General features: G+C 74.0%; 20 protein-coding genes and 1 riboswitch. Of the genes, 8 read left to right on the top strand and 12 right to left on the bottom strand.

Translation table 11 applies throughout. The annotated features are described in order from the left end of the window. Nucleotides 1-243 precede the first annotated feature (243 nt). Nucleotides 244-1,026, bottom strand: a complete 783-nt coding sequence (locus ACFVXG_RS04430) for an ABC transporter ATP-binding protein (RefSeq protein WP_387924217.1) — start codon at nucleotides 1,024-1,026, stop codon at nucleotides 244-246. A gap of 27 nt (nucleotides 1,027-1,053) precedes the next feature. Beyond that, nucleotides 1,054-2,082 (bottom strand): ABC transporter substrate-binding protein, encoded by a 1,029-nt coding sequence (locus ACFVXG_RS04425; RefSeq protein ID WP_387924863.1) that lies wholly within the window; start codon nucleotides 2,080-2,082, stop codon nucleotides 1,054-1,056. Between the two features lie 104 nt (nucleotides 2,083-2,186). Between ACFVXG_RS04425 and fhuB the strand changes: the two genes are divergently transcribed. The 5 genes from fhuB (at nucleotide 2,187) to ACFVXG_RS04400 (ending at nucleotide 7,535) form a co-directional block, all read left to right on the top strand. Next, nucleotides 2,187-4,346 carry a Fe(3+)-hydroxamate ABC transporter permease FhuB gene (fhuB, locus tag ACFVXG_RS04420; RefSeq protein ID WP_387924216.1) on the top strand — a complete coding sequence of 720 codons (2,160 nt, stop codon included), beginning with the start codon at nucleotides 2,187-2,189 and terminating at the stop codon, nucleotides 4,344-4,346. 16 nt (nucleotides 4,347-4,362) lie between these two features. After that, entirely contained in the window at nucleotides 4,363-5,517 is a 1,155-nt protein-coding gene (fes, locus tag ACFVXG_RS04415) for an enterochelin esterase (RefSeq protein ID WP_387924214.1), read from the top strand. A gap of 37 nt (nucleotides 5,518-5,554) precedes the next feature. Next, entirely contained in the window at nucleotides 5,555-6,370 is an 816-nt protein-coding gene (locus ACFVXG_RS04410) for a Scr1 family TA system antitoxin-like transcriptional regulator (protein ID WP_387924212.1), read from the top strand. Further along, a complete protein-coding gene (locus ACFVXG_RS04405; protein ID WP_387924210.1) occupies nucleotides 6,367-6,564 on the top strand; it encodes a DUF397 domain-containing protein in 198 nt (65 codons plus the stop codon). The genes ACFVXG_RS04410 and ACFVXG_RS04405 overlap by 4 nt, the downstream gene beginning before the upstream one ends. 40 nt (nucleotides 6,565-6,604) lie before the next feature. Then, a riboswitch (guanidine-III (ykkC-III) riboswitch) is annotated at nucleotides 6,605-6,665 on the top strand. A 12-nt stretch (nucleotides 6,666-6,677) separates the two neighbouring features. Beyond that, nucleotides 6,678-7,535 carry an MBL fold metallo-hydrolase gene (locus ACFVXG_RS04400; RefSeq protein ID WP_387924208.1) on the top strand — a complete coding sequence of 286 codons (858 nt, stop codon included), beginning with the start codon at nucleotides 6,678-6,680 and terminating at the stop codon, nucleotides 7,533-7,535. A 28-nt stretch (nucleotides 7,536-7,563) separates the two neighbouring features. On the opposite strand, the gene ACFVXG_RS04395 is transcribed toward ACFVXG_RS04400, so the two are convergent. Together ACFVXG_RS04395 and ACFVXG_RS04390 are read right to left on the bottom strand one after the other, a co-directional pair. Next, nucleotides 7,564-8,115 carry a YceI family protein gene (locus ACFVXG_RS04395; protein WP_387924206.1) on the bottom strand — a complete coding sequence of 184 codons (552 nt, stop codon included), beginning with the start codon at nucleotides 8,113-8,115 and terminating at the stop codon, nucleotides 7,564-7,566. A 123-nt stretch (nucleotides 8,116-8,238) separates the two neighbouring features. Next, nucleotides 8,239-8,790, bottom strand: coding sequence for a Uma2 family endonuclease (locus ACFVXG_RS04390; protein ID WP_387924204.1), 552 nt, complete (start codon nucleotides 8,788-8,790; stop codon nucleotides 8,239-8,241). An 89-nt stretch (nucleotides 8,791-8,879) separates the two neighbouring features. Here ACFVXG_RS04390 and ACFVXG_RS04385 point away from each other — a divergent pair, with 89 nt between their 5' ends. Continuing rightward, the gene (locus ACFVXG_RS04385; RefSeq protein ID WP_387924203.1) at nucleotides 8,880-9,440 is read left to right on the top strand and encodes a hypothetical protein; all 561 of its coding nucleotides are present in this window, start codon (nucleotides 8,880-8,882) and stop codon (nucleotides 9,438-9,440) included. Between the two features lie 3 nt (nucleotides 9,441-9,443). Here ACFVXG_RS04385 and ACFVXG_RS04380 read toward each other — a convergent pair whose 3' ends face one another. Beyond that, nucleotides 9,444-10,835: a DHA2 family efflux MFS transporter permease subunit gene (locus tag ACFVXG_RS04380; protein WP_387924201.1), complete on the bottom strand. Its 1,392-nt coding sequence runs from the start codon at nucleotides 10,833-10,835 to the stop codon at nucleotides 9,444-9,446. A 161-nt stretch (nucleotides 10,836-10,996) separates the two neighbouring features. On the opposite strand from ACFVXG_RS04380, the gene ACFVXG_RS04375 reads away from it, so the two are divergent. Next, nucleotides 10,997-12,289, top strand: coding sequence for an RNA-guided endonuclease InsQ/TnpB family protein (locus ACFVXG_RS04375; RefSeq protein WP_387924199.1), 1,293 nt, complete (start codon nucleotides 10,997-10,999; stop codon nucleotides 12,287-12,289). On the opposite strand, the gene ACFVXG_RS04370 is transcribed toward ACFVXG_RS04375, so the two are convergent. Together ACFVXG_RS04370 and ACFVXG_RS04365 are read right to left on the bottom strand one after the other, a co-directional pair. Beyond that, on the bottom strand, nucleotides 12,264-12,449 hold the full coding sequence (locus tag ACFVXG_RS04370; protein WP_387924197.1) for an MbtH family protein: 186 nt from the start codon (nucleotides 12,447-12,449) through the stop codon (nucleotides 12,264-12,266). The genes ACFVXG_RS04375 and ACFVXG_RS04370 overlap by 26 nt on opposite strands. Next, nucleotides 12,446-19,909: an amino acid adenylation domain-containing protein gene (locus tag ACFVXG_RS04365; protein ID WP_387924195.1), complete on the bottom strand. Its 7,464-nt coding sequence runs from the start codon at nucleotides 19,907-19,909 to the stop codon at nucleotides 12,446-12,448. The genes ACFVXG_RS04370 and ACFVXG_RS04365 overlap by 4 nt, the downstream gene beginning before the upstream one ends. Before the next feature lie 118 nt (nucleotides 19,910-20,027). Here ACFVXG_RS04365 and ACFVXG_RS04360 point away from each other — a divergent pair, with 118 nt between their 5' ends. Further along, complete coding sequence (locus ACFVXG_RS04360; RefSeq protein WP_387924193.1) at nucleotides 20,028-21,182, top strand: amidohydrolase; 1,155 nt, start codon at nucleotides 20,028-20,030, stop codon at nucleotides 21,180-21,182. Nucleotides 21,183-21,358: 176 nt separating this feature from the next. Here the strand turns inward: ACFVXG_RS04360 and ACFVXG_RS04355 are convergent, their stop codons facing one another. The 5 genes from ACFVXG_RS04355 to dhbC are packed head-to-tail and all read right to left on the bottom strand — an operon-like array spanning nucleotide 21,359 to nucleotide 25,946. Then, entirely contained in the window at nucleotides 21,359-22,060 is a 702-nt protein-coding gene (locus ACFVXG_RS04355; protein ID WP_387924191.1) for an AMP-binding protein, read from the bottom strand. Nucleotides 22,061-22,110: 50 nt separating this feature from the next. After that, on the bottom strand, nucleotides 22,111-22,347 hold the full coding sequence (locus ACFVXG_RS04350) for a phosphopantetheine-binding protein (RefSeq protein WP_387924190.1): 237 nt from the start codon (nucleotides 22,345-22,347) through the stop codon (nucleotides 22,111-22,113). A gap of 5 nt (nucleotides 22,348-22,352) precedes the next feature. Next, on the bottom strand, nucleotides 22,353-23,027 hold the full coding sequence (locus tag ACFVXG_RS04345; protein ID WP_387924188.1) for an isochorismatase family protein: 675 nt from the start codon (nucleotides 23,025-23,027) through the stop codon (nucleotides 22,353-22,355). A gap of 49 nt (nucleotides 23,028-23,076) precedes the next feature. Further along, a complete protein-coding gene (locus tag ACFVXG_RS04340) occupies nucleotides 23,077-24,747 on the bottom strand; it encodes a (2,3-dihydroxybenzoyl)adenylate synthase (protein WP_387924186.1) in 1,671 nt (556 codons plus the stop codon). After that, a complete protein-coding gene (dhbC, locus tag ACFVXG_RS04335) occupies nucleotides 24,744-25,946 on the bottom strand; it encodes an isochorismate synthase DhbC (protein WP_387924861.1) in 1,203 nt (400 codons plus the stop codon). The genes ACFVXG_RS04340 and dhbC overlap by 4 nt, the downstream gene beginning before the upstream one ends. Nucleotides 25,947-25,957 lie beyond the last annotated feature (11 nt).

Genomic DNA, 25,957 nt, shown 5'->3' with positions numbered 1-25,957 from the left:
CGTTCGATCGCCCCGCTGACCAGCGATGCGAGGAACGTAGCGAGGGTCACTGACAACGCGACGGGCGGGGGGAGGCCGAGGGGAGGCGGGCGAGTTGAAACCACTCGAACGGGTGGTCGATCGGGTACGCAGGGGGTGCCCCGGAAGCGGCCGGACAGCGCCGGTCCCCGACACGCGAAAAGGCGGCGCCACCCGGTACGGGGTGACGCCGCCTTCGCGGACGGACGGACGGCCGCCGGGTGCTCAGCCGAGCGGCGCCCGGGGGACGATGACCGGCGCCCCGTCGTCCGGGGCCGCCAGGACGTGGCTGTCGATGTCGTACAGCGCCCGCACCAGCGGCGCGTCCACCACCTCCCGGGGCGGCCCGCAGGCCACCACCGCGCCGTCCCGCAGGGCGACCAGCAGGTCGGCGTAGCGGGCGGCCGCCGCGAGGTCGTGCAGGACCATCACCACCGTGCGCCCGCCGGCCGCGACCGCCCGGACCAGCTCCAGCACCTCCACCGCGTGGCCGAGGTCGAGCGCGCTGGTCGGCTCGTCCAGCAGCACCACGGGGGCGTCCTGGGCGAGCACCATGGCGAGCCAGCAGCGCTGCCGCTGGCCGCCGGAGAGCTGGTCGAGGCGGCGGTCGGCGAGCGCGTCGACGCCGGTGGCGCGCAGAGCCCCGGCGGTGAGCCGCTCGTCCTCGCCCGACCACTGGCGGAACAGCCCCTGGTGCGGGTGGCGCCCGTAGCGGACCAGGCCGGCCACGGTGACCGCCTCCGGGGCCTGTGGGCTCTGCGGGAGCAGCGCGACCAGGTGGGCGGCCCGGCGCGGGCGCAGCCGCCAGATGTCCTCGCCGCCGACCAGGATCCGTCCGCCGTCGGGCCGGTGCAGCCGGGCCACCGCCCGCAGCAGGGTGGACTTGCCGCAGCCGTTCGGGCCGACCACGGCCACCACCTGCCCGGCGGGCACGGTGAGGTCGATGCCGCCGAGCACCGGGCGGCCGGGCCGGTACCCGGCGGTGACGCCCTGGATCGTCAACTCCATCGCACAGCCCCCCGGTTCCGGCCGCGCTCAGGATCCGGCCAGGGCCTTGCCGAGGTCGCCGATGACGGCGTCGGCCGCCAGCGGACCGCCCCGGGTGGACCAGACCGAGCCGTCCACGGTGACGGCGTGGTCGTTCTTCACCGCGTTCAGCTGCTGGTAGGCGGGCTTGGACTGGACGTCCTTGAGCGCGCTCCTGCCGTCGTCGGTGAGGGTGGACAGGAACAGCCAGTCGCCGTCGATCTCGGAGAGCTTCTCCAGGCTGAGCGCCGGGCTGTGGGCGTTGCCGTCCTTGTCCTGGGCGGCCGGGCGGGTGAGGCCCATGTCGAGGGCGACGCCGCTGGCGAACTGCTTCTTCTCCATCCAGCTCGGGCCGGTGGGGTTCCAGCGGACGATGGAGACGGCCGCGCCCTTGTTCTTGCCGAGGTCGGCACCGGCCTTGGCGGCCTTGGCCTGGTAGTCGTCGATCACCTTGCCGGCCTGGTCGAGCTTGTTGACGGCGTTGCCGATGCCCCGGAGGGCGAGCTTCCAGTCGTCGGTGGGCGCCATGGTGACGAGGGTGGCGGGGGTGATCTCGCGCAGCTGCTTGAGCACCTGTTCGTCCTGCATGTCCCCGGCCAGGATGAGGTCGGGCTTGGCGGCGATCACCTTGTCCATCACCGGCTGGAGCAGGTTGCCGACCACCGGCACGCCCTGGACCTTGTCCTTGAGGTACGCGGGCGGCTCGTTGAGCCCCTGGCCGTTGGTGATGCCGACCGGCTTGACGCCGAGGGCGAGCACCGCGTCGAGGTCCTCCTGGGTGAGGGTGACGATCCGCTTGGGCTCGGCGGGGACCTCGACGGCCTTGCCGGTGGCGTCCTTGACGGTGCGCTTGCCGCCGTTGGCCGCGTCCGCCGCGCTGCCCGGGGCGGCGGACGCGGAGTTGGAGGGGCCCCCGGAGGTGCCCGAGGAGCCGGAGGAGCCGCAGCCGGTGAGCAGGAGGGCGGCCGCCCCGGTGACGGCCAGCACCCGGGCCGCGCGGCGGCGGACAGGGCGGAGCGGGCTCTGGGCGTACGGCATGGGTGCCTCCGGGGCGGGGTGGTACGGGAGTTGGGCGGCGTCCGGGCAGCCCGGCACGACGCGGTGCCGAGGGGACGCCCCGCTCATTAGGTTAGCCTTACCTTATGACATCGTCGCAAGTGGGCGTCCACGAACCGCCCGCCGCCACCGCGCCCGACGCCCCTCCCCCACCGGCCCGGGCCCGCCGCGGCAGCACCTGGGCGGTCGCCGTCGGAGCGGTCGCGGTACTGCTCGCGCTCACCGCGCTCTCGCTCTCGGTCGGCGCCGGCGAGGTCGGACCCGGAAAGGTCCTGGACTACCTGATCGACCGCGACGGCGCCCGCGCCGACGGCCGACTCGCCCTGGTCGTCGGCGAGTTGCGACTGCCCCGCACCCTCACCGCCCTGCTGGTCGGCGCCGCCCTCGGCGTCGCCGGCGCCCAACTCCAGTCCGTCACCCGCAACCCACTGGCCGAGACCGGCCTGCTCGGCGTCAACGCGGGCGCCTCGCTCGGCGTCGTGCTCGGCATCGCCGTGCTCGGCGTGCAGACCTCCTACGGGTACCTCGCCTTCGCCTTCGGCGGCGCCGTCCTCGCCAGCACCCTGGTGCTGCTGCTCGCCGGCAGCCGGGGCGGCGGCTCCCCCATGCGCCTGGTGCTCGGCGGCTCCGCCGTCGGCGCGACCTTCGGCGGCATCACCGGCGTCCTCATCGTCAACTCCCCCGAGGCGTACGACCGTTACCGGGTGTGGGTACTCGGCTCACTGGCCGGGGTGGAAGGCTGGACGACGCTGCGCCAACTCGCCCCCGTACTCGGCGTCGGCTTCCTGCTCGCCCTGCTCACCACCCGCCCGCTCACCGCCCTCGCCCTCGGCGACGACCTCGCCCGCGGCCTCGGCCACCGCCCCGGCGCCACCCGCGCCGCCGTCGCCGCCGCCGTCACCCTGCTCACCGCCTCGGCCGTCGCCCTGGCCGGGCCGATCTCCTTCCTCGGCCTGCTCGCCGGCTTCCTGGCCCGCGCCCTCGCCGGGCCCCGGATCGGCCGACTCACCCTGCTCGCCGGGCTGTTCGGCGCCGCCGTGCTCACCGGCGCGGACGTGCTCGCCCGGGTGGTGGCCCGGCCCTTCGAGGCGCCGGTCTCGGTGATCGTCGCCCTGGTCGGCGCCCCGGCGCTGATCGCCATCGTCCGCTCCCGCCGCTCCGCCGCCCTCGCGCTCACCGACCCCGCCTCCGAAGCCCCACCCGTCCAGCGGTCCGAACCACGCCCGGTGCGGCCGGATCCGGCGCTCCGCTACGGCACCTGGTCCCTGCTGGTCCCGCGCCGGCCCCTGCTCGCCGGACTCGGGCTGGCCGCCGCGCTGCTCACCGCCGTGGTCGTCTCCGCGCACGCCGGGCAGAGCGAACTCGGCCTCGGCCGGACCTTCCAGGCCGTGTTCGGCTACGGCGACCGGCTGGACGTCCTGCTGGTGCAGAAGTTCCGCCTCGGCCGGATCGTCGCCGGACTCGCCGCCGGAGCCGCCCTCGGACTCGCCGGCTGCCTGACCCAGACCCTCGCCCGCAACCGGCTCGCCACCCCCGAACTCCTCGGCGTCAACGACGGCGCCACCGCCGCCGTGCTGATCTCCGCCACCGCCTCCGGCACCTTCGGCGCCTGGTGGGCCGGACCGCTCGGCGCGCTGGCCGCCGTGCTGGTCGTCACCCTCGTCTCCGGCGGGCTCGGCGCCCGCGGCTACCGGGTACTGGTCGTCGGACTCGCCATGTCGGCGCTCGCCTCGGCGGTCATCCAGGTCGCCCTGGCCCGTCGCTCGCTCAACTCCGCCGGCTCGCTGTACGTCTGGACCTCCGGCAGCCTCAACGGGCGGGACTACGCCATCGCCACGCCCACACTGATCGGGCTCGCCGTGCTGGTGCCGACCGCCCTGGTGGTCGCCCGACGGCTGGCGGTGCTGCGCTTCGACGACAGCGTGGCCGCCTCGCTGGGCGTCGACCCCGGGCGGGTCCGGCTCGCCTGCCTGCTGCTCGCCGTGGCCCTCGCCGGGCTCGCCGTCGGAGTGTGCGGGCCGGTCGGCTTCGTGGCCCTCGCCGCGCCGGTACTGGCCGCACGACTGGCCGGACCGACCCGGGTGCCGGTGCTCGGCTCCGCGCTCACCGGCGCGCTGCTCGTCGTGCTCGCCGACACCCTCGGCCGGGTGCTGATCGGCGGGGTGGAGATCCCCGTCGGCATCGTCACCACCGTGCTCGGCGGCCCCTTCCTGCTCTGGGTGCTGCTCGGGCGCCGCTCAACCTGACTGAGGAGTACGGACCTTGAACAACTCTCCCCTCATCGCCACCGACCCGGACGACCCCGCGTACCGGCTGGTCACCCTCGTCTCCACCGCGCAGGACTGCGACGGCGTGCTCGCCCTGGTCCACACCGTCACCGACAAGGACCGGCACGCCGGGGACCTGACACCACACTTGATGATCTGTCAGAACGACCGATGGGAACTCACCCACCGGCTGCGCGCCGACCACCGCGCCTCCTACCAGTTCCACCCGTTCCAGGGCGACACCCCCGGCACCACCCGGGCCGACTGGCTGCACGTCCTCGACCACGCCCGCCCCGACCCGCACGACACCGAACCCCGCCTCCCCGCCCGCGACGGACGCCACCCCTCCTCGGTGCTCAGCCTGCCGGAGGCCCCCGCTCAGCCATACGTCCGGCGGCGCGAGGGCGTGCCGCGCGGGCGGACGCTCCCCCGTACAGTGGCCGGCCGGCGGGTGGACGTCCACCTCCCGGCCGGACACGACCCCCGCCTCGGCCCGTACCCAGTGGCGGTGTTGCTCGACGGCGAGATGTGGGGCGAGACGCTGTCCGTCGGCGACACCCTCGACAACCTGACCGCCGACGGCGCGATCCCGCCCACCGTCGCCCTGCTGGTGCACACCATGGGGCCGGGACGCCCCGAGGACCTGAGCTGCAACCCGGCCTTCGTCGACCTGCTCGCCGACCGCCTCCTCCCCTGGGCCACAAGGGAGTTCGGCACCACCGACGATCCGCGCCGGACCGTCATCGCCGGCCAGAGCGCGGGCGGCCTGACCGCCGCCTTCGCCGCCTTCCGACGCCCCGAGCACTTCGGCAACGCACTCTCCCAGTCCGGCTCCTTCTGGTGGCCGGACGGCACCGAGTTCGACGCCGGCAGCGAATGGCTCACCCGGCAGTACGCCGCCGAACCGCGGCGCGCGGCCCGCCTCTACCTCGAAGTCGGCCTCCAGGAGTGGATGCTGCTCACCCAGAACCGCCACCTGCGGGACGTACTGACGGCCCGCGGCTACGAGGTCGAGTACCGCGAGTTCAACGGCGGCCACGACTACGCCTGCTGGCGCGGCGGCCTGGCCGACGGCCTCGCGCATCTGCTGGGGTCACCCGTAGGGATGGTTTCGACCAATTCGCACACCTCCGAGCCGCCCGGCACCTAACGTCGGAGCCCACACCGGATGACCTCGGAGGTCAGCGATGAACGCGTCCTCGTCCGCCACGCCTCCGCCGATGGCGTGGCAGTACTGCGGCGACCAGATCAAGCTCTGGCGCGCTCGCGCCGGAGTCACGCGCGAGCAGCTGGCCACCGAGGCCGGCTACAGCTACGAGAGCCTGCGATCCATGGAGGCCGGGCGGCGGAAGCCATCGCTGCATCTCTTGCAGGTGGCCGACGAACTGTGCGAAGCGAAGGGGATTCTGGTAGCAGGAGCGCAGTTCCTGAAGCCGGAGAAGTATCCCCATTTCGCCGAAGACTACATGCGGTACGAGGCCGAGGCCGTCGTCATCCACTGGTTCGAGACGCTACTCATCCCGGGACTTCTCCAGACCGAGGAGACCGCAAGGGCGCTTCTCAGCGCGAACTGGCCGCCACTCGATGACGAGACCATCGAGGAGCGCGTCGCAGCCCGCCTCGCGCGTCAGACAGTGTTGAAGACGCAGACCAAGTCGTTCAACTTCCTGATCGGTGAAGCTGCGGTGCGGAACCCACTACGCACGAGTGAAGCTCACAAGTGCCAGCTCCTTCACCTGCTGGCCGTTGATGAAGCACGCCACATCGTCATCCAGGTCGTGCCCAGTGCCGGCGCACACGCGGGATTGAACGGCCCCTTCATTCTGCTCGACAGCGCCGAACATCAGCGCCTCGCATACGAGGAGGGGCAAGCAATGGGCCTGCTCCACTCCGCCCCGGAGAAGGTCGCCCTCCTGAGCCAGCGGCATGCGATGATCCTCCAGCGGGCCCTCAGCCCTGAGGCCTCCGCTGAATTCATCGCCAAACTGGCGGAGGAACTATGAGCACCGAACTGGCCTGGTTCAAGTCCAGCCACAGCGGCACCGAAGGCGGCGCCTGCGTGGAGATCGCCATCACTCCCGCTGACGTCCACGTCCGCGACTCCAAGGACAAGGCCGGCCCCCAACTCGCCTTCGCTCCCGAGGCCTGGGCCGACTTCCTCCTGTTCGCCCGAAGCGCTTCTCCCGACGCGGGCTGAGGCCACCGGGTAGGCCTCGTGCTAGCGTCACCGACGGCAGCGCGACGGCGCCGGCCCCGGACGAGATGTGCGCCGTACCCGGCCCGTCAAGACGACGCACCCAGGGAGTCGTCATGACCGCCGCCGGTGCACCGATCGCCCGTCCGCTGGACGTACCGTGGATCCACGGCTCGCCGTCCGCGAAGCACAACGTGGACCCGGAGATCCAGGTCCACGCGTACGACGAGCACACCGTCATCCTGCGGCAGAACAAGGCGGTCCACTACGAGGCGCCGTTCCTGTTCCTGCTCTTCGGGGCGGAGCGGGCCGTGCTGATCGACACCGGGGCCACGTCCCAGCCCGAGTACTTCCCGTTGCGGGAGACCGTCGACGATCTCATCGCGAAGTGGCTCGCCCGCAACCCCCGGGACGACTACCGGCTGCTGGTGCTCCACACCCACCCGCACGGCGACCACATCGCGGGCGACGGACAGTTCGCCGACCGGCCCGCCACCACCCTGATCGGCTCCGATCTCCCCACCGCCTGGGCGTACTTCGGCTTCGACCGGGACCCCGAGGCCACCGCTCGCATCGACCTCGGCGGCGGACGGGTGCTGGAATGCCTGGCCACCCCCGGACACCACGAGGCCGCCGTCACCTACTACGACCCGTGGACGGGCTTCCTGCTCACCGGCGACACCGTCTACCCCGGCCGGCTCTACATCGACGACTGGCCCGCCTTCGGCCGCACCGTCGAGCGCCTGATCGCGTTCACCGGCGAGCGCCCCGTCACGTACGTCCTCGGCTGCCACATCGAGATGACCCGCGAACCGGGCGTCGACTACCCGATCCGCACCACCTACCAGCCCGACGAGCCCCCGCTCCAGCTCACCGTCGACCACCTGCACCGCATCCGCGCCGCCCTCACCGAACTGGGCGACCGGCCGCGCCGGCACGCGCTGGACGACCTGATCCTCTGGCCGAACGGCTGACGGCAGCCGTTCGGCCCTGCCGGCGTCGCTAGCTCTGCTTGATGGCGGAGATGTCGAACTCCAGCACCACCTTGTCGCCGACCAGCACGCCGCCGCCCTCCAGCGCCGCGTTCCAGGTCACCCCGAACTCCTTGCGGCTGATCGTCACCGAGCCCTCCAGACCCACCCGCAGGTTGCCGTACGGGTCCACGGCGTTGCCGGTGTACTCGAAGTCGATGGTGACCGGGCGGGTGGTGTCCTTGATGGTGAGGTCACCGGTCACCCGGTACTCGGAGTCGGAGCCCACCTCGACGGAGGTGGAACGGAAGGTGATGTCGGGGAAGTTGGGGGCGTCCAGGAAGTCGTTGGTCCGCAGGTGCTGGTCGCGCTGCTCGACCCCGGAGTCGATGCTCTCCGCCTTGATCACCACCTGGCCGGTCGACCGCGCCGGGTCCGCTCCGTCCAGGTGGGCGCTGCCCTCGAACTGCCCGAACGAGCCCCGCACCTTCGTCACCATGGCGTGCCGCGCGACGAAGCCGATCCGGGAGTGCGCGGGGTCGAGGACGTAGTCCCCGGTGAGCTCGGGAAGCGAAACGGTCATGAGGTACCTCCAAGAGTGGCCTGGATCCGGGCGTCAGCCTGCAAGGTGTCAGCCCAATGCAGTACCACCCCGCCCGCCGCGCGGCGCCGCCCCACCAAGTTCCCGCCAACGGGTGAAGGGGTATCAGTCCCGGTACGGGACCAGCCTCGCCAGGTCCAGGTCGAAACCGAACGGCTCAGGGATGCGAATCGACTCGCCGAACTCCCGCTCGGTGCGGGTGCGGTAGCGGTCGCGGTTCGGGTCCGAGAACAGGGTCACGGTCTTCTGGCCCGGGTCGATGATCAGATAGAGCGGGAAGCCCATGCGCGGGTAGTCGCGCGCCTTTCCCGTCCAGTCGTTGTCGGGGTTGGACGGCGAGACGACCTCGACCGCGATCAGGGCGAGGTCTGCGGGAATGTCGTGCCCCGGCAGGTTGATCACGTCCTCGGGCAGGTAGGTCAGGTCGGGATTGCGAACCGCACCGACCTCGGGCGACGAAAGGTCGCTGTTGCCGGTCGGGAAGTAGCCGGAAGGGCAGTGTGTCTCGAACTGGCGCTGCACCACCGCGAGGTTCAGCTGATGAATCGATGAGGGCGGCGCCTGCGCCACGATGAGATCGCCGGACAGCTCGACCTTGTAGCCGTCCGGGAGGCTGCGTCGGGCCTCTTGGAGGAGGCGGTAGTGCTCGGGATTCATGCGATCTCCTCCGGTGCTCCAGCCCCCGTACGAGAGTAAGGGCAGGTCAAGGAGGGCCTCCCGCCCGACCGAATGTACGTTCGACTGGGATGCTGTCCGGCATGACCAGAGATCAGGTGGGGCGGCTTATCGGGGCCGGGTTCGGGCTCGTGTTCATCGAGGCGAATGCGGGGGCGTTGCCGTCGGGGGTGGGGGTTGCGCTGCGGGTGATCGGATTGGCCGCGTTCCTCGGGCTGGTCTTCTTCGGCCGTCGGCGCGGCGCGCAGGCGGCCGAGACCGGTGGCGAGCCCACGGGCACGAGTTTCGGGGGGCGGTACTGGCTGATCGTGGTGGCCGAGGTGGTGGCGGTCGCTACCGGGCTGGCGGTGATCAACCGGGTGCTGCACACGCCGCAGGCGACGGTGGGGTGGCTCGCCCTCGTGGTCGGCGTGCACTTCTACGGTCTCGCGGTGGCCTGGCACCGGCCTTCGCTGCACACACTCGCCACGGGGATGGCGGTCTGCGGCGCACTCGGGCTGGTGCTGGCCTTCGGCGGGGCCCCGGCGGCCGTGGTCGCGCTGGTGGCGGGGATCGCGCCCGGGCTGTTCCTGCTCGGGTCGGTGTGGTGGTCCGGCCGGGCGGCGGTGGCCGCGCCCGGCCGGACGGCCTGAGCCTCAGGGTGTGACGGGTCGGGCGGGTCGGGCGGGCAGGCGCAGGGCGAGCAGGGCGCCGACGGCGACGAGGGTGGCGGTGAGGGCCAACGCGGCCCGGTAGGGGGTGGGGTCGGCGCCGTCGGTGAGGGCGCCGATCAGGGCGGCCGTGGCGGCGATGCCGACGGCCCCGCCGAGGGTCCGCAGGATGGTGAACAGGGCCATCGCCCGGCCCATCGCGGGCGGTGGGACCTCGGCGAAGCCGGCGATCTGGACGGTCAGCACGGCGGTGCCCAGCACCAGTCCGACCGCGAACATCAACGCCCGGACAGCCCAGGGGTTCTCGGCGAAGCCCAGCGCGGCGAGGATCGCCGCGGCCAGTAGCAGGGTGGGCAGGGCGAGGCGGCGCGGGCCGAGCCTGGGGAGCAGCCGGTCGACCACCTGGGAGGCGGCCATCAGGCCGATCGCCTCCGGGAAGACGCTCAGCCCGGCGTCCAGGGCCGTGGCGCCGCGGGCGGCCTGGTAGAGCAGGGGCAGGACGAAGAGGGCGCCCATCAGTCCGGCCGAGGTGAGCAGGGCCAGCCAGCTCGCCGCGCCGTAGGACCGGTCGGCGAGCAGCCGCAGGTCCACCAGCGGTTCGGGCGCGCGGAGTTGGTTCCGTACGGCGAGCCCCAGCAGGACTGTTCCGGCGAGTCCGCCGATCCAGACGGACGGGGCGGCCCAGCCGTGGGCCGGGCCGAAGCCGAGGGCGTAGGTGAGCAGGCCGAGGCCCGGGGTGGCGAGCAGGAAGCCCCGGGTGTCGAAGCGGCCGGCCGGGGGTTCCGGTGCGGTCCGCAGGGCGGCCAGGCCGATCGCCACGGCGGCGATGCCGACCGGCAGGTTGACCAGGAACAGCCAGTGCCAGGAGAGGTGTTCGGTGAGGAAGCCGCCGAGCGGCGGTCCGAGGGCGGGCATCAGGGCGGTCGGCACGATCAGGATCCGGCCGAGCCGCGGGCGTTCCTGCGGTTCGAAGGCGCGGAACAGCAGGGTCATGCCGACCGGGGTGAGCAGTCCGCCGGCCACGCCCTGGACGGCGCGGGCGGCGGCCAGGGCGCCGAGGCCGGGGGCGGCGGCGCACAGGGCGGAGGCGAGGGTGAAGACGGCGAGCGCGCCGAGGAAGACCCGCTTCACGCCGTACCGGTCGCCCAGCCAGCCGGCCACCGGCAGGCCGAGGGCGAGGCCGACCAGGAAGGCGGTCTCGACGGAGTTGGCCGCCGAGACGGGCCGGCCGAAGTCCTCGGCGATGCGGTAGAGGGCGGGGTTGACGATGGTCGAGTCGAGGCCGTTCATGCACATCGCGGCGGTGTACACGACGACCACCGCGGCGCGCCCCGCGAGCAGGGGGCGCGCCGGGGACGCGACGGCGGGACGGGTCACCTTCGATCTCCCCGGGTGCTCTCGCCCTCGAGCCGGGAACATGGGGGGACCCCTGCTCGGAGAGCGGGGGATGGTCCTCGGTTCGGAGTCGCGAAGCTGCGGAAAGGTCTCCGGAAGTTCTGACACGAGCCGTTGTCAGTGCCTGTCGCTAGGTTGATCTCGTGCACCTTCGGTATTCCTATCGCGTCTATCCGACGACGGGTCAGCGTGCTTTGCTGGCAAGAACTTTCGGATGTGCTCGGGTGGTGTACAACGACGCTCTCGCCGCGCGGAAGGAGGCCCGGAGGGCTGGGCGGCCCTACCCCGGGAGCACAGACCTTCAGAAGCTGGTCATCACGGCGGCGAAGAAGACCGCCGAGCGGGCGTGGCTCGCCTCGGTCGGCGTGGACCCGCTGATCCAGTCCCTGCGGGATCTGGACACCGCGTACCGGAACTTCTTCGACTCGGTGTCCGGCAAACGCGCAGGGCGTCCGGTCGGCCTGCCACGGTACAAGTCGAAGCGCGATGCCAGGCAGACACTGCGCTTCACTCGCAACGGGTTCCGCATCCGAGGGAACGGGAAGCTGAACCTGGCGAAAATCGGCGACGTGCGGGTGAAGTGGTCGCGGGCGCTGCCCGCTGACCCGTCGTCCGTGACGATCGTGCTGGATGCGGCCGGGCGATACCACGCGAGTTTCGTCGTGGACGTCGAACCGTGCCCCCTGCCCGAGGTTGGTGCCGAGATCGGCATCGACCTCGGGCTGACCACCTACGCCGTCCTCTCCGACGGCAACGTGATCGACAACCCCCGCTTCCTCCGCAAGGCCGAGAAGCGACTCAAGGCCGCACAGCGGGAACTGTCCCGCAAGGCCAAGGGATCGAAGAACCGGGAGAAGGCCCGCATCAAGGTCGCCAGGGCGCACGCCAAGGTGGCCGACACCCGTATGGACTGGCTGCACAAACAGACCACCAGGATCATCCGCGAAACCCAAGCGGTGTACCTGGAAGACCTGAACGTGCGCGGCCTCGCTCGAGGCCGACTCGCCACATCCGTCCACGACGCCGGATGGTCCACCTTTCGGCGACTCCTCGAAGAGAAGGCAGCCCGGTACGGACGCACCATCGGCATCGTGCACCGGGCGTTCCCGTCCTCCCAGCTCTGCTCGGGCTGCCGACACCGCGACGGCCCCAAACCCCTGCGGGTGAGGGAGTGGACCTGCGGCGTGTGCGGCGTACTGCATGATCGTGACCTCAATGCTGCTCGCAACATCCTGGCCGCCGGGCAGGCGGACAGGCTAAACGCCCCTGGAGGGCCGGCAAGTCCCGGCGTGGCGATCCCACGCCAGGCACGGCCCGTCGAACGGGGAACCCACCTCGGCGATCTGCCGCGCACGGATGTCCGTGCCGCAGACGCGGGAGGAATCCCCGTCCGTCAGGGCGGGGAGGATGTCAAAGGTCGGTCCAGTGTGCGGTGATCCAGGCCAGGGCGTCGGGGCGGGTGCAGGGGCCGTGGGCGACGGTCCAGCCGGCCGGGACGGCGGCGAAGGCGGGCCACAGGGAGTGCTGGCCCTGGCCGTTGACGAGGGCCAGGAACTCGCCGTCGGCGTCGAAGGGGTTGGCGGGGGCGTCACTCATCGGTGGTCTTCTCCAGCGTCGGTGGGGTGCGGGCGGTAGGTCGGGTGAAGGTGGTCGCTCGGGCGCAGGTGGTCGCTCGGGTGCAGGTGGTCGCTCGGGTGCAGGCAGTCGGCGATCACGCCCGCGATGTGGGCGATCGGGGCGGGCAGGGTCATGTCCTTGTGCGAGCAGGCGACGTCGGTGTTGTCGATCCGGCCGGTCACGTAGGGGGCCCAGAGTTCGGGCACCAGGGTCTCGTCGATGGTGTCGACGGTGGCCCGGAAGAACCGCACGTCGCCGTGGAAGGGACGGTGGTCGTAGCCGCGCACCAGGTGGTTGGTGTTGAGGTAGATCTCGTTGAGCGCCGTCACGGTGGCCCGGTCCAGCCCGGCCAGCGGGCTGCCCTCGCGCCCCAACAGGTCGATGACGGCGTCGAGTTCGAGCGGCTGCCCGGCGAGGTCGTCGGGCCCGAAGCCGCCCATGGTCAGCAGCGCCTCCAGGGCTTCGGCCTGGTCGGGGACGGGCAGGTCGCGGAAGCCCTCGGCCGGGTAGGCGTCCAGGATGGCGAGCAACTCGACCCGTTGGCCCAGCTCCTGGAGCCGGACGGCCACGGCGTGGGCGATGATCCCGCCGGTGGACCAGCCGAGCAGCCGGTACGGGCCTTCGGGCTGGACCTCGCGCAGCCGGTCGGCGTAGTGCGCGGCCAGCTCCTCCATCGTGGCGGGCAGGGGCTCGCCGACGGTGGCGGCGCCGACGCCCTGGGCCTGGAGGCCGTAGAGGGGAACGTCGGTCGGGAGGTGGCGGATCAGGCCGGTGTAGCACCAACTGAGGCCGCCGGCCGGGTGGATGGCGAACAGCGGGGCGCGACGGCCGGGGGCGGTGGGCCGCAGCGGGAGCAGGACGTCCAGGGCGTCGACGCCCGGGGCACCGTCGGACAGCGCGGCCTCGAGCGCGGCCACGCTGGGGGCTTGGAACAGCGTGCCGATGCCGACCTCCAGGCCGAGCACCTCGCGGATCCGGCCGGCCAGCCGGACCACCAGCAGGGAGTGGCCGCCGAGCGCGAAGAAGTCGTCCTCGACTCCGACCGTCTCCAATCCCAGGACCTCGGCGAAGAGTTGGCAGAGCTGCTGCTCGCGCGGGCTGCGCGGCGGGCGGCCGGCTCCGGCGGCGGGGGCCTCGGGGGCGGGGAGGGCGCGGCGGTCGAGCTTGCCGTTGGCGGTCAGCGGCAGCCGGTCGAGCAGGACCACGGCGGAGGGCACCATGTGGACGGGCAGTTCGGCGGCTGCGTGCGCGCGCAGGGCCTCGGGCGAGGCGTCGGACGCGATGCCGGGCGCGCTGCCGGCGGCGACCGCGTAGCCGACCAGGCGCCGGTCGCCGGGGGTGTCCTCGCGGACCACCACGGCGGCGTCGGCGACACCCGGGTGGGCGGCCAACACGGCTTCGATCTCGCCGAGTTCGATCCGGAAGCCGCGCAGCTTGACCTGCTGGTCGGCGCGGCCGAAGTACTCCAGCACGCCGTCCGCGCGGCGCCGGGCGAGGTCGCCGGAGCGGTACATCCGGGCGCCCTGCTCGCCGAACAGCCCGGCGTACGGGTCGGCGACGAAGCGGGTGGCGGTGAGGTCGGGGCGGCCGAGGTAGCCGCGGGCCAGGCCGGCCCCGGCGACGTACATCTCGCCGGTGACGCCGGGCGGGACGGGCTGGAGGTGCTGGTCGAGGACGTAGACCCGCAGGTCGGGGATGTTGACGCCGATGGTGCTGCTGCTGGTGGCGGCGGCGCTCGCCCGGTCGAGGGCGATGTACGAGACGTGCACGGTGGTCTCGGTGATGCCGTACATGTTGACCAGGGTGGGCGCGTCCTGCGGGTGGCGGGCGTACCAGTCGTCGAGGCGGCCGAGTTCGAGCGCCTCGCCGCCGAACACCACGTAGCGCAGGGCGAGTTCGCTGCCGGGCCGGTCCCGGTCGGCGGCGCTGAGCTGGTAGAAGGCGGACGGGGTCTGGTTGAGCACGGTGACGCGCTCGCGGGCGAGCAGGTCGAGGAAGGCGGCCGGGTCGCGGCTGACCAGGTGCGGGACGACGACCAGCCGGCCGCCGTACAGCAGGGCGCCCCACAGCTCCCAGACCGAGAAGTCGAAGGCGTAGGAGTGGAAGAGGGTCCAGACGTCCTGGGCGCCGAAGCCGAACCAGTGGTCGGTGGAGCTGAACAGCCGGGCGACGTTGCGGTGGGTGACGGGCACGCCCTTGGGCCGGCCGGTGGAGCCGGAGGTGTAGATGACGTACGCGGTGTCCTCGGCGCGCAGCGGGCGGGTGCGTTCGTGCTGGCCGAGCGGCGTGGCCGGGTACTTCGCCGACTCCGGCCCGTCGACGAGGAGTCGGGGTACGGAGTGCCCGGGCAGCCGGGGGGCGGTGGCGCGATCGGTGAGCAGGGCGGCGGGGGCGGCGTCGGCCAGCATGTAGGCGAGGCGGTCGGCCGGGTAGTCGGGGTCGAGCGGGAGGTAGGCGGCGCCGGACTTGGCCACCGCGAGCAGGGCGACGACCAGGTCGACCGAGCGGGGCAGGGCCAGCGCGACGATGGTGCCGGGGCCGATGCCGTGGGCGGCCAGCAGGCGGGCCAGGCGGTCGGCGCGGGCGGCGAGTCGGGTGTAGTCGAGTCGGTCCTCGCCGCAACTGACCGCTACGGCCTCCGGGTTGGCGGCGGCCGCGGCCTCGAAGAGCTCGGGCAGCGTGGCGGCCGGGTCGGCAGTGGACTGAGGGGTGGCGGGCTCGGAAGTGCCGTTCCACCCGACCAGGGCGCGCCGGCGCTCCGCCGCGCTGATCAGCGGCAGTCGGCCGATCGGGGTGTCCGGGTCGGTGGCGGCGGCGGTGAGCAGACGGGTGAGGCGGTCGGCGAGGGCGGTCGCCGTGGCGGGGTCGAAGAGGTCGGTGCGGTACTCCAGGAAGCCGCCGATGCCGCCGTCGGGCCGCTCCCCCGCGTTGAGGGTGAGGTCGAACTTGGCCGTGCCGCTGGGGATCGCGGCGATCTCCGCGGTCAGGCCGCCGCCGAGCGCGACGGGTTCGTCGGCGCGGCTCTGCCAGGCGAGCATCACCTGGAACAGCGGGTGGCGGGCGAGCGAGCGGGCCGGGTTGAGCTCCTCGACCAGGCGGTCGAAGGGCAGGTCGGCGTGCTCGTGCGCGGCCAGTACGGTGCCGCGCACGCGCTGGAGCAGCTCCCGGAAGGACGGGTCGCCGGACGTGTCGGTGCGCAGCACCACGGAGTTGACGAAGTAGCCCACCAGGGCGGCGGTCTGCTCGTCCTCGCGCCCGGCGAGCGGGGTGCCGACGGGGATGTCGGTGCCGCAGCCGTGCCGGGTGAGCAGGGCGGCGAGGCCGGCCTGGACGGCCATGAACACCGTGCTGCCGGTGGAGCGGGCGAGCGCGGCGAGGGCGGTGTGCGCCTCGGCGCCGAGGGTGAAGGGGACGGTGGCGCCGTCGTGCCCGGCCACGGCGGGGCGGGGGCGGTCGGTGGGCAGGTCCAGCTGGTCGGGCAGTCCGGCGAGCGCGGTGCGCCAGTGTGCGCTCTGCCGTACGGCGAGCGGGGTGGGCGCGTCGGCGGTGCCGAGCAGGTGCCGCTGCCAGGCCGCGTGGTCGGCGAACTGGACGGCCAGTGGCTTGAGCTCGGGCGCGTGACCGGCCTGCCGGGCGGTGTAGGCGGCGGCGAGGTCGCGCAGCAACGGGGTGGTGGAGGCGCCGTCGCCCGCGATGTGGTGGAGCAGCAGGAGCAGGGTGTGTCGTTCGGGGCCGAGCTCGGGGCCGTGGCCGAACAGCGTGGCGCGCAGCGGCGGTTCGGCGGCGAGGTCGAAGGCGTACCGGACGGCCTCGGTCATCTCCCCTGTGCCGTCGTGGAGTTCGACCGGCACGGGGGATGTGATCCGCTGGTACGGCGTGCCGTCCGGCTCCTCGCCGTAGACGGTGCGCAGGACTTCGTGGCGGGCGGTGAGGTCGCCGAGGGCGAGGGTGAGCGCGGCGCGGTCGAGCGGGCCGGTGAGGGTGAGGGCGAGCGGGATGTTGTAGGTGGGGCTGGGGCCTTCGAGTCGGTGCAGGAACCAGAGGCCGCGCTGGGCGGGCGAGAGCGGCATCCGATCGGTGCGGGGCACGGGCAGCAGAGCCGGACGGGGCTCGGGCCGGGCCTCGGGCCGGGTTTCGGGGCGCTCGACCTGCGGTTCGTCCTGGAGCAGGGCGGCGAGGGCGGCCGGGGTCGGGTGGCGGAACACGTCGGCGAAGGCGACCGGTGCGGCGAAGGTCTCGCGCAGCCGGGCGGCCAGGCGGCCGGCGAGCAGGGAGTGGCCGCCGAGGTCGAAGAAGGAGTCCTCCCGCCCGGGCGCCTCGGGCAGGCCGAGGACGTCGGCGAACAGTGCGCAGACCAGTTCCTCCTGCGGGGTGGCGGCGGCCGCGCCGGGGGCGGTGGCGGCGGGCTCCGGGAGGGCGCGGTGGTCGAGCTTGTCGTGGGCGGTGCGCGGCAGTTCGTCCAGCACCAGGACGGCCGCCGGGACCATGTGGGCGGGCAGCCGGGCGGCGAGCGCGGCGCGCAGGGCCTCGGGGTCGGGCGCGGCGCCGGTGGCGGGGAGCGCACCGGCGGGCAGGTCGGTGGCGGGGTGGTCAGCGGCGGGGTGGTCAGCGGCGGCGGTGAGTTCGCCGGCGGCCGGGACGACGTAGCCGAGCAGTCGCTTGCCCTGCGGCCCGGGGCGGGCGATCACCACGGCCTGGGCGACGCCCGGAAGTTGGGCCAGGACGGCGGCGATCTCGCCGGGTTCGATCCGGAAGCCGCGGATCTTCACCTGGTCGTCGGCCCGGCCGAGGAACTCCAGGGTGCCTTCGGGGCGGCGGCGGGCGAGGTCGCCGGTGCGGTACATCCGGCTGCCGGGCGGGCCGTAGGGGTCGGCGAGGAAGCGTTCGGCGGTGAGGTCGGGGCGGCCGAGGTAGCCGCGGGCCAGGCAGGCGCCGGCCACGTACAGTTCGCCGGTCACGCCGTCGGGCACAGGCCGCAGCGAGCCGTCCAGGACGTAGGCGCGGGAGCCGCGCACCACCTGGCCGGTCGGGGCGCCGTCCGGGCCCGGGGTCCAGGCGTAGGCGTCGACGGTGGTCTCGGTGGGGCCGTAGAGGTCGATCGGGTGCAGCCCGGGGACGGCGGCCAGGCGCTGCCAGAGCGCGGGCGGGGTGGCCTCGCCGCCGACCGCGAGCACCGACGGGCGGTGCCGCCCCTCGTCCAACACGCCTTCACCGAGGAGGACTTCGAGGTAGGAGGGGGTGAGGTCGAGGTAGTCGATGCGCTCGCGGTGGAGGTGGGCGGCGAGGGCGGCCGGGTCGCGGTAGGTGGCGTCGTCCAGCAGGTGGAGTTCGTGGCCGTGGACCATCCACAGCACCGGGTCCCAGGAGGCGTCGAAGGCGAAGGAGGCGCTGTGGGCGATCCGCAGGCGCTCGCGGCCGGCGCGGCGGACGGCGGGGGCGATGTGGTCCTCGCCGTGGCCGGCGTGCAGGTTGGCGAGCGAGGCGTGGGTGACGACCACGCCCTTGGGGCGGCCGGTGGAGCCGGAGGTGTGCAACACGTAGGCGGCGTCCTGGAGTTGCGGGGCCGCCAGGGGAGCCTCGGGGACCTCGGATCCCTCGGAGGCATCCGGCGAGTCCTCGCCGCCCTGCGGCCGGACGGTGGGCAGGCCGGGCGGCAGGCCGAGGTCGGCGAGCGCCTCGGGGGTACCGACCGCGCAGACCGGACGGGCGTCGGCGAGCACCGCGGCGAGCCGCTGCCGGGAGTGGGCCAGGTCGAGGCCGACGCAGGCGCCACCGGCCTTGAGCACGGCGAGCATCGCGACCAGGGTGTCCGCGCTGCGCGGCAGGGCGAGGGCGACCGGCGCGCCGGACCGGACGCCGAGGGCGCTCAGCCGGTGCGCGAGGCGGTCGGACCGGCGCTCCAACTCGCCGAAGGTGAGGGCGGTTTCGCCACAGTGGACGGCGACGGCGTCCGGGGTGCGGGCGGCCTGGGCGGAGAACAGCTCGGGCACGGTCCGCTCGACCGGGGGTTCGGTACGGCCTTCGGTGGCGCGGCGCAGGGCGTCGGCGTCCAGCAGGTCGATCCGGGCGATCGGTGTCTTCGGGTCGGTGAGCAGCAGCTCGGCGAGGGCGTCGAGGTAGCGCAGCAGGCCGTCGCGGTGGGCGGCCAGTGAGGCGGCGCCGTGGCGGGCCGGGTCGGCGTCGAGGGCCAGGCGCAGGGCGCCGTCGGGGCCGGGCGAGACGTTCACGGCGAGGTCGTCGACGGGCCCGGCGGCGAGATTGCGGACCACGCCGGGCAGGCCGGCCAGGTCGAGGTCGCCCTCGAAGGCCTTGATGTTGACCATCGGGCCGAACAGGGCGCGGCGCCCGTCGGTGCCGCCGAGGTCGCGGCGCAGATCCTCCAGGGGGTAGCGCTGGTGGCGGCGGGCGGCGCGCACGGCGCGGACCACCTGGCGCAGCAGGTCCTCGGCGGTGTCGGCGGGGCGGACGGCGAGGCGCAGCGGGAGGACGTTGGCGGCGGCGACGGGGGTGCGCAGGGCGGCCGGGCCGCGGCGGTTGGCGAGCGGGAGGCCGAGCAGGACGTCCTCGGCGCCGGTCAGGCGGTGCAGGTAGCCGGCGGTGGCGGCGAGGAGGAGTTCGGCCCAGGTGGCGCGGGCGGCGGTGGCGGCGCGTTCCAGGCGCTCGCGGGTGCCGGCGGGGAGGGTGGCGGTCAGGCGCAGCGGGGCGGCGGCGGGCCCGGGGGCCTCGGCGGGGGTGCCCGGCAGCGTGGCCGGCGGGATGCCGGGCAGGGCGGCCGGGGCTTCGGCGCCGGCGAGCTGGGCGGACCAGTGGGCGCGGTCGGCCCGGTACTCCTCGCCCGCCCGGTAGGCGGCCTCCTCGGCGGCGGCCTCGGCGAGGCTCGCGAAGGGGCTGGGGCCCGGTTCGGCGCCGCTGGTGCGGGCGGCGTAGTGGGCGGCGACGCGGTCGCCGATGAGGGTCAACGCGTAGGCGTCGACGGCGAGATGGTGGATCCGGCGGTACCAGATCCGGTGGTCGTCGGCGAGCCGGATGAGGGCCTGGGTGAACAGCGGGCCGGTGGCGAGGTCGGCCGGGCGGGCGAGGTCGGCGCGCATCCAGGCCTCGGCCTCGGCGGCCGGGTCGTCGGCGGCGCGCAGGTCGAGGCGGTGCAGCGGCCAGCGGTGACCGGGGTTCAGGCGCTGGCACGGGGTGCCGTCCGGGCCGGTGACGACGACCGCGCCGAGGGCCTCGGCCTCGTCCACCGTCTGCCGCAGGGCCGCTTCGAAGGCTTCCTCGTCGAGCGCTCCGGTGATCTCGACGGCGTCGCCCGTGTTGTAGACCGGGCTGGCGGGGTCGAGCGACTGGGCGTACCAGACGGCGGCCTGGGCGGCGAGCAGCGGGACGTCGGCGGGCCGGGCCCCGGTGGGCTGCGTTTCGACGGGCTGCGTTTCGACGGCGGGCATGGTGCGGAGAGCTCCTCGGGGATCCGGAACGCATTACTTAGGTTAGCCTAATCTAACTTCATACGAACTGGTCAACAGCCCGGTGCTGCCGGACCCCTGACACCCCGGAGACGCCCCCGTGCCCCAGCCCCAAACCGCGACCCAGTCACTCAAGGCCCCGAACGCGGCCAAACAGGCCGTCCGCGCGCGCATCCACGCCCACGGGCCGGACCTGCTGGCGCTCAGCCACCGCATCCACGCCCACCCCGAGACCGCCTTCGAGGAGCACCGGGCCGCCGCCTGGTGCGCCCAACTGCTGCGCTCCCACGGCTACTCGGTCACCGCACCCGCCCACGGCCTGGCCACCGCGTTCACCGCGAGCCTCGGCAGCGGGCCGGTCACCGTCGCGCTGGTCTGCGAGTACGACGCCCTTCCCGGCCTCGGGCACGCCTGCGGGCACAACCTGATCGCCGCCGCGGGCATCGGCGCGGCACTCGGACTCGCCCCGTACGCGGACGAACTCGGGCTCACCGTACGGGTGATCGGCGCTCCGGCCGAGGAACGCGGGGCGGGCAAGGCCCTATTGCTGGAGGCCGGGGCCTTCGAGGGGGTGGACGCGGCGATGATGGTCCACCCCTGCCCGGTCGAGGTCGCCGACTTCCGTTCCTTCGCGCTCGGCACCCTCTCCGTCCGCTACACCGGACGCGCCGCCCACCCCAGTCTCAACCCGCACGAGGGCCGCAACGCCGCCGACGCCCTCACCGTCGCCCAGGTCGCGCTCGGGCTGCTGCGGCAGCAACTGCCGCCCCAGTGGCGGGTGCACGGCATCACCACCGCGGCCGGGACGGCCCCGAACCTGATCCCCGACAGCGCGAGCGCCGAGTACGAGATCCGGGCCTCGGCGGCCGAGGACCTCGCCCAGTTGCGGGCCCGGGTCGAGGATTGCTTCCGGGCCGGGGCGCTGGCCACCGGCTGCGAGGTGGAACTGAGCCGGCCCGAGCCGGACTACCTGGACATGCACTCCGACCCGGCGCTGCTCGCGCACTGGCGGGCCAACGCGGCGGCGCTGGGGCGGCCCGAGCCGGTGGAGCGCGGACCGTTCGCCTGTACGGACATGGGCAACGTCTCGCACGTGGTGCCCTCCATCCATCCGGTGCTGGACATCACCGGAGGCGCCTGCGCGCCGCACGAGGCCGCGTTCGCGGAGGCCGCGGTCGGGGCGGAGGCCGAACGGGCGCTGCTGGACGGCGCGGTGGCGATGGCGTGGACGGCGGTGGACCTCGCGGGCGGGTGACAGCCGGCAGCTGACGGCTGACGGGTAACAGATGACAACTTTCAGCGAACAGATTTCAACTTTCATTATCTGTTCGCTGAAAATTGTTCGCTGTCATCTGTCATCTGTCAGCCGTCAGCTGTTCGCAGCCCGCCGCCGCCCCGCGCCCCGCCACCCCCGCGCCCCGCGCCGCGCACTCACTCCCCCGTCAGCACCACGGCCGCGCCCGTCCGCAGCGGCCAGAGGAAGCTCCAGTGCGGCAGCCGTAGCTGCAACACCCGGTCCCCCGGCCCGAGCGGGTGGGCGGCCTGCAGCTCGCGCACCCGCCGGTCCGCCTCGCCGTGGGTCAGCCGGACCGCGGCCGGGCGCCCGCCCGGGCCGTAGCCGACGCTGAGCAGGTGCTGCGGGGTGAGGGCCCGCGGCGGGTCGGTGTCCAGCTCGCCCGTGGTGTCGAGCCCGGCCAGCGCTCCCGGCACCCCCTCCCCCAGCACGCAGACCAGCTCGTTCTCGGCGAGCAGCCAGTCCCGCCGCCCGGGCGGGTCCGCCGGGTCCAACGGCAGGTACGCCGCACCGGACTTGGCCACCGCGAGCAGCGCCGTCAGCAGCTCCTCCGGACGCCGGGCCGGCGCCAGCCCGACCACCGTGCCCGGCCGGGCGCCGCGCCGGGCCAGGGCCCGCGCCAGCCGGTTGGCCGAGGCGTTCAGCTCCCGGTACGTCACCACCCCGCCGTCCGCGAGCACCAGCGCCGGGGCCTCCGGGGTCCGGGCCGCCTGGGCCTCGACCGGGCCGACCACGGTGGTGGCCGGGTGCTCGACCGCCGGGCCGGCGCGCACCGGCTCCGGCAGGACCAGCCCCTCCGCCGCCAGCACCCCCGACGGTCCCGCCGCCACAGCGGTCACGCCGCCTGCACCGGCTCTGCCCGTGCCCGCCTCCCGTACGACCGCCTCCATCAGGCCACCACGCCCAGCAGTTCGGCCCAGGCCTCGACGGACGGCCGCTCCGCCAGCCGTACGAACGCCACCTCGGCGCCCTCGGCCCGCCAGCGTTCGGCGAGCGTCATCAGCCGGATCGAGTCGAGGCCCCAGTCGGCCAGGTTCTCGTCCAGCGGGATGTCCGCCGGGTCCTCGCCGAGCAGGTCGGCGACCTCGGCCCGGATCCGCTCCACGGTGAAGCCTGTGTGGTCCATGCCCGTCACTTCCCGTCCGTCCCTTCCAGCGCCCCGTCCAACGAACCGTCCAGCGAACCGAGTACGGCGTCCGCCGTGGCGACCACCCCGCACCGCCCGGCGATCCACTCCAATGCCGCGCGGTGCTCGTCCGGCCCGAAGTCGGCGACCGCGTCGGCCACCACGAAGGCCTGGACGTCCCGCATCCAGGCGTCGCAGGCGGTGGCCTGCACACCGATGTGGGCGTACACCCCGGTGATCACCAGCTGGTCGCGGCCCTGCTCGCGCAGCAGCCGCTCCAACTCGGTGCGCACGAAGGCGCTGTACTTCCACTTGGTGAGCACGGTGTCGCCGGGCGCCGGCGCGACGGCCGCGGCGATCGCCGTGGCGCGCGGGTCGTCCGGGATGCCCGGACCCCAGAAGTCCTGCTGCAGTCCGCGTTCGGCCGCGCTCTGCCCGCCGCGCTGCGCCGAGTAGACGACCGGCACCCCGCTCGCGCGGGCCGCAGCCGTCAACGCGGCGACCTTGTCGAGGAGTTCGGGCACCGGGGCGGCGTCGGCCGGGAACGCGTCCAGGAAGTGGTTCTGCAGGTCGTGCACCAGCAGCACGGCACGGGCCGGGTCCACCGTCCAGGAGACCCGGTTGGCGGGCAGCTCCCCGGCGGCGGGCAGCGGATAGGAGGGAATGCGGGGCAGGCCCACGATGGTCGAACTCCTCGGATTCACGGGGGTGATGGGGGGGAACGGGGGGTCACGAAGCAGTGAGGGAGGCCACGATGGCGGCCCGCAGGTCCTTCTTGCTGACCTTGCCGATCCCGGTGGCGGGGAAGGCGTCGACGAACTCCACCCGGTCCGGGACCTTGTAGTCGGCCAGTCCGCGCCGGCGCACGAAGCGCTTCAACTCGACGCCCTTCGGCGGCTGTTCACGGCTCTCGGCGCGGAGCACGACGTACGCGCAGGTGCGCTCGCCCAGGTACGGGTCGGGCATCGACACCACCGCCGCGTCATGCACGGCCGGGTGGGCGAGCAGGTGGTTCTCGATCTCCTCGGCGGCGACCTTCTCCCCGCCCCGGTTGATCTGGTCCTTGGCCCGGCCCTCGACCACCAGGTGGCCGCTGGGCAGCCGGCGGACCAGGTCGCCGGTGCGGTAGAAGCCGTCCGGGGTGAAGGAGTCGGCGTTGTGCCCGGGGGCGTTCCAGTAGCCGCGGATGGTGTACGGGCCGCGGGTGAGCAGGTGCCCGGTGGTGCCGTCGGGCAGGTCGCGGCCCTGGTCGTCGACCACCCGGACCTCGTCGTCGGGGGAGATCGGACGGCCCTGGGTGGTGGTGATCAGCTCCTCCGGGTCGTCCAGCCGGGTGTAGTTGACCAGGCCCTCGGCCATCCCGAACACCTGCTGCAGCGTGCAGCCCAGCACCGGGCGCACCCGCCGGGCCGCCTCCGTACTGAACTTGGCGCCGCCGACCAGCAGCACCTCCAGGCTCTCGTACCCGCGGGCGCCGCGCTCGGCGGCGTCCAGCCAGAGCAGCGCGAGCGGCGGGACGAGGCCGGTGACGGTCACGCCTTCGCGCCCCATCAGCGGGAACGCCGTCTCCGGGTTCGGCCGGGGGCAGAGCACCACCCGGCCGCCCGCGTACAGCGTGCCGAGCGAACCGGGCGAGCTGAGCGGGAAGTTGTGGGCCGCGGGCAGCACGCACAGGTAGACGCTGCGCGCGTCCAGCGCGCACAGTTCGACCGAGCCGCGCAGCGAGTAGATGTAGTCGTCGTGGGTGCGCGGGATCAGCTTCGGCACGCCCGTGCTGCCGCCCGAGAGCTGCAGGAAGGCGACGTCCCCGGGCTCGGGTTCGCGGGCGGGGCCGGGCCCGTCGCAGGGCACGTCCGCCAGCCGGACGTGCCCGCCCGGGTCCTCGCCCGCCACCAGGACCAGCCGCAGCGCCGGGTTCTCCGCCCGTACCCGGTCGGCGAGTTCACGGTGGTCGAAGCCGCCCTCGACGCCCGGGACGACGTACGCCACCGCGCCGGTGAACGAGCAGAAGTGCGAGATCTCCGCGTACCGGTGCGCGGGCAGCGCGAAGACCGGCAGGGCGCCGATCCGGAACAGCGCGAAGACCACCTCGAAGAACTCTGCGGCGTTGGGCAGTTGGACCACCACCCGGTCCCCGGCCCGGACCCCGCGGGCGAGCAGCCCGGCGGCCATCCGGTCGGCCCGGCGGTCGAGTTCGGCGTACGTCCAGCGCCGTTCCCCCGCCGCCACCGAGTGGCCGCCCGGGTCGACGACGGCGATCCGCTCGCCGTGAGCGGCGGCGCGCTCGCGCAGCATCCGCCCGAAGGTCTCGCCGCGCCAGTGGCCGGCGGCCCGGTAGCGCTCGGCGAACTCGTCCGGGTACGGGGTGAATCCGCCCAGCACGTCGTCCAGGGGGGTCACAGCGCCACCCCCGCCGCGTCCAGGAAGGTACGGAACTTGGCGCTGGTCTCGGCGAGTTCGGCCTCCGGCCGGGACTGCTCGACCACCCCGGCGCCCGCGTACACCCGCAGCGTCCGCCCCTCCGCCTCAGCGCAGCGGATGGTCACCACCCACTCACCGTCGCCGGTCTCGTCGCCCCAGCCGACCATGCCGGTGTAGAAGCCCCGGTCGAATGGCTCGACCTCGCCGATCACCCGGCGGGCGACGTCCGTCGGCGTGCCGCAGACCGCCGGGGTCGGGTGCAGCGCGCAGGCCAACTCCAGGGCGGAGACGGCCGGATCGGCCAGCTCGCCGCTGATCGTGGTGGCCAGGTGCCACATCGCGGCCGTCCGCACCAGGGTGGGCCGCTGCGGCACGTCGAGACTGCGGCAGTACGGCGCCAGCGCCGCGCGGATGGCGTCCACCACCACGGCGTGCTCGTGCAGGTCCTTGGGCGACTCCAGCAGCGCGGCGGCACGCCGGACGTCCTCGCCCAGGTCCTCGCTGCGCGGCACCGAGCCGGCCAGCGGGTTGGCCAGCACGGCCGTTCCCCGCCGGGAGAGCAGGAGTTCGGGGCTGGCGCCGATCAGGGTGCGGCCGCCGCCGGCGGGTACCGCGAAGGTGTAGCCGCCGGGGTCGCGCCGGGCCAGGCGCTGCAGCACGGCCGGCAGGTCGAGCGGCCGGTCGCTGCTCAGTTCCAGCGTGCGGGCCAGCACCACCTTGCTCAACTCCCCGCCGCGCAGCCGCTCGACGGCCGCCGCGACGCCCGCACCGTACGCCTCCGGCGCCGGGACCGGACGGATCCGCCAGTCGGCCTCCGCGACCGGCGGCGCGGGCAGCGCGATCAGCGGGTCGTCGCGCAGCGCCCCGGCGGACCGGACCCGGGCGGGGACGGCGAGCTCGACCCGGCCCTCGTGGTCGAAGGCCACCGCCCCGACCACCAGGGGCCGTTCGACCCCGGCGCCGCGGGCCTGGGCCAGCGTCTCGGCGACCCGCAGGGGCAGCGGACGCGCGTCCTGCGGCACCCGGGCGTGCACGCCGGCGGCGAGCAGGGTGCGGGTCGGCGAGGCGAGGAACGCCTCGCCGTCGGCGGCCCGGTACTGGCCGAGCAGGCCGCTGGCCGCGCCGATGGCGGTCCGGTCGGGGCCGCCGTCGGTGGGGGTCGGCGGGGCGTGGTGCACCGTGGTCACGG

It is taken from the genome of Kitasatospora sp. NPDC058162, from assembly GCF_042884005.1.
Lineage (GTDB): Bacteria > Actinomycetota > Actinomycetes > Streptomycetales > Streptomycetaceae > Kitasatospora.
The sequence above is the reverse complement of the archived record's forward strand: the minus strand, read 5'-3'. Positions and strand labels throughout refer to the sequence as shown.

Coding starts and splice junctions, on each gene's coding strand:
- ACFVXG_RS04430 (WP_387924217.1), bottom strand. CDS start 1,026: ATGGAGTTGACGATCCAGGGCGTCACCGCCGGGTACCGGCCCGGCCGC.
- ACFVXG_RS04425 (WP_387924863.1), bottom strand. CDS start 2,082: ATGCCGTACGCCCAGAGCCCGCTCCGCCCTGTCCGCCGCCGCGCGGCC.
- fhuB (WP_387924216.1), top strand. CDS start 2,187: ATGACATCGTCGCAAGTGGGCGTCCACGAACCGCCCGCCGCCACCGCG.
- ACFVXG_RS04410 (WP_387924212.1), top strand. CDS start 5,555: ATGAACGCGTCCTCGTCCGCCACGCCTCCGCCGATGGCGTGGCAGTAC.
- ACFVXG_RS04405 (WP_387924210.1), top strand. CDS start 6,367: ATGAGCACCGAACTGGCCTGGTTCAAGTCCAGCCACAGCGGCACCGAA.
- ACFVXG_RS04400 (WP_387924208.1), top strand. CDS start 6,678: ATGACCGCCGCCGGTGCACCGATCGCCCGTCCGCTGGACGTACCGTGG.
- ACFVXG_RS04395 (WP_387924206.1), bottom strand. CDS start 8,115: ATGACCGTTTCGCTTCCCGAGCTCACCGGGGACTACGTCCTCGACCCC.
- ACFVXG_RS04390 (WP_387924204.1), bottom strand. CDS start 8,790: ATGAATCCCGAGCACTACCGCCTCCTCCAAGAGGCCCGACGCAGCCTC.
- ACFVXG_RS04385 (WP_387924203.1), top strand. CDS start 8,880: ATGCTGTCCGGCATGACCAGAGATCAGGTGGGGCGGCTTATCGGGGCC.
- ACFVXG_RS04370 (WP_387924197.1), bottom strand. CDS start 12,449: ATGAGTGACGCCCCCGCCAACCCCTTCGACGCCGACGGCGAGTTCCTG.
- ACFVXG_RS04365 (WP_387924195.1), bottom strand. CDS start 19,909: ATGCCCGCCGTCGAAACGCAGCCCGTCGAAACGCAGCCCACCGGGGCC.
- ACFVXG_RS04350 (WP_387924190.1), bottom strand. CDS start 22,347: ATGGACCACACAGGCTTCACCGTGGAGCGGATCCGGGCCGAGGTCGCC.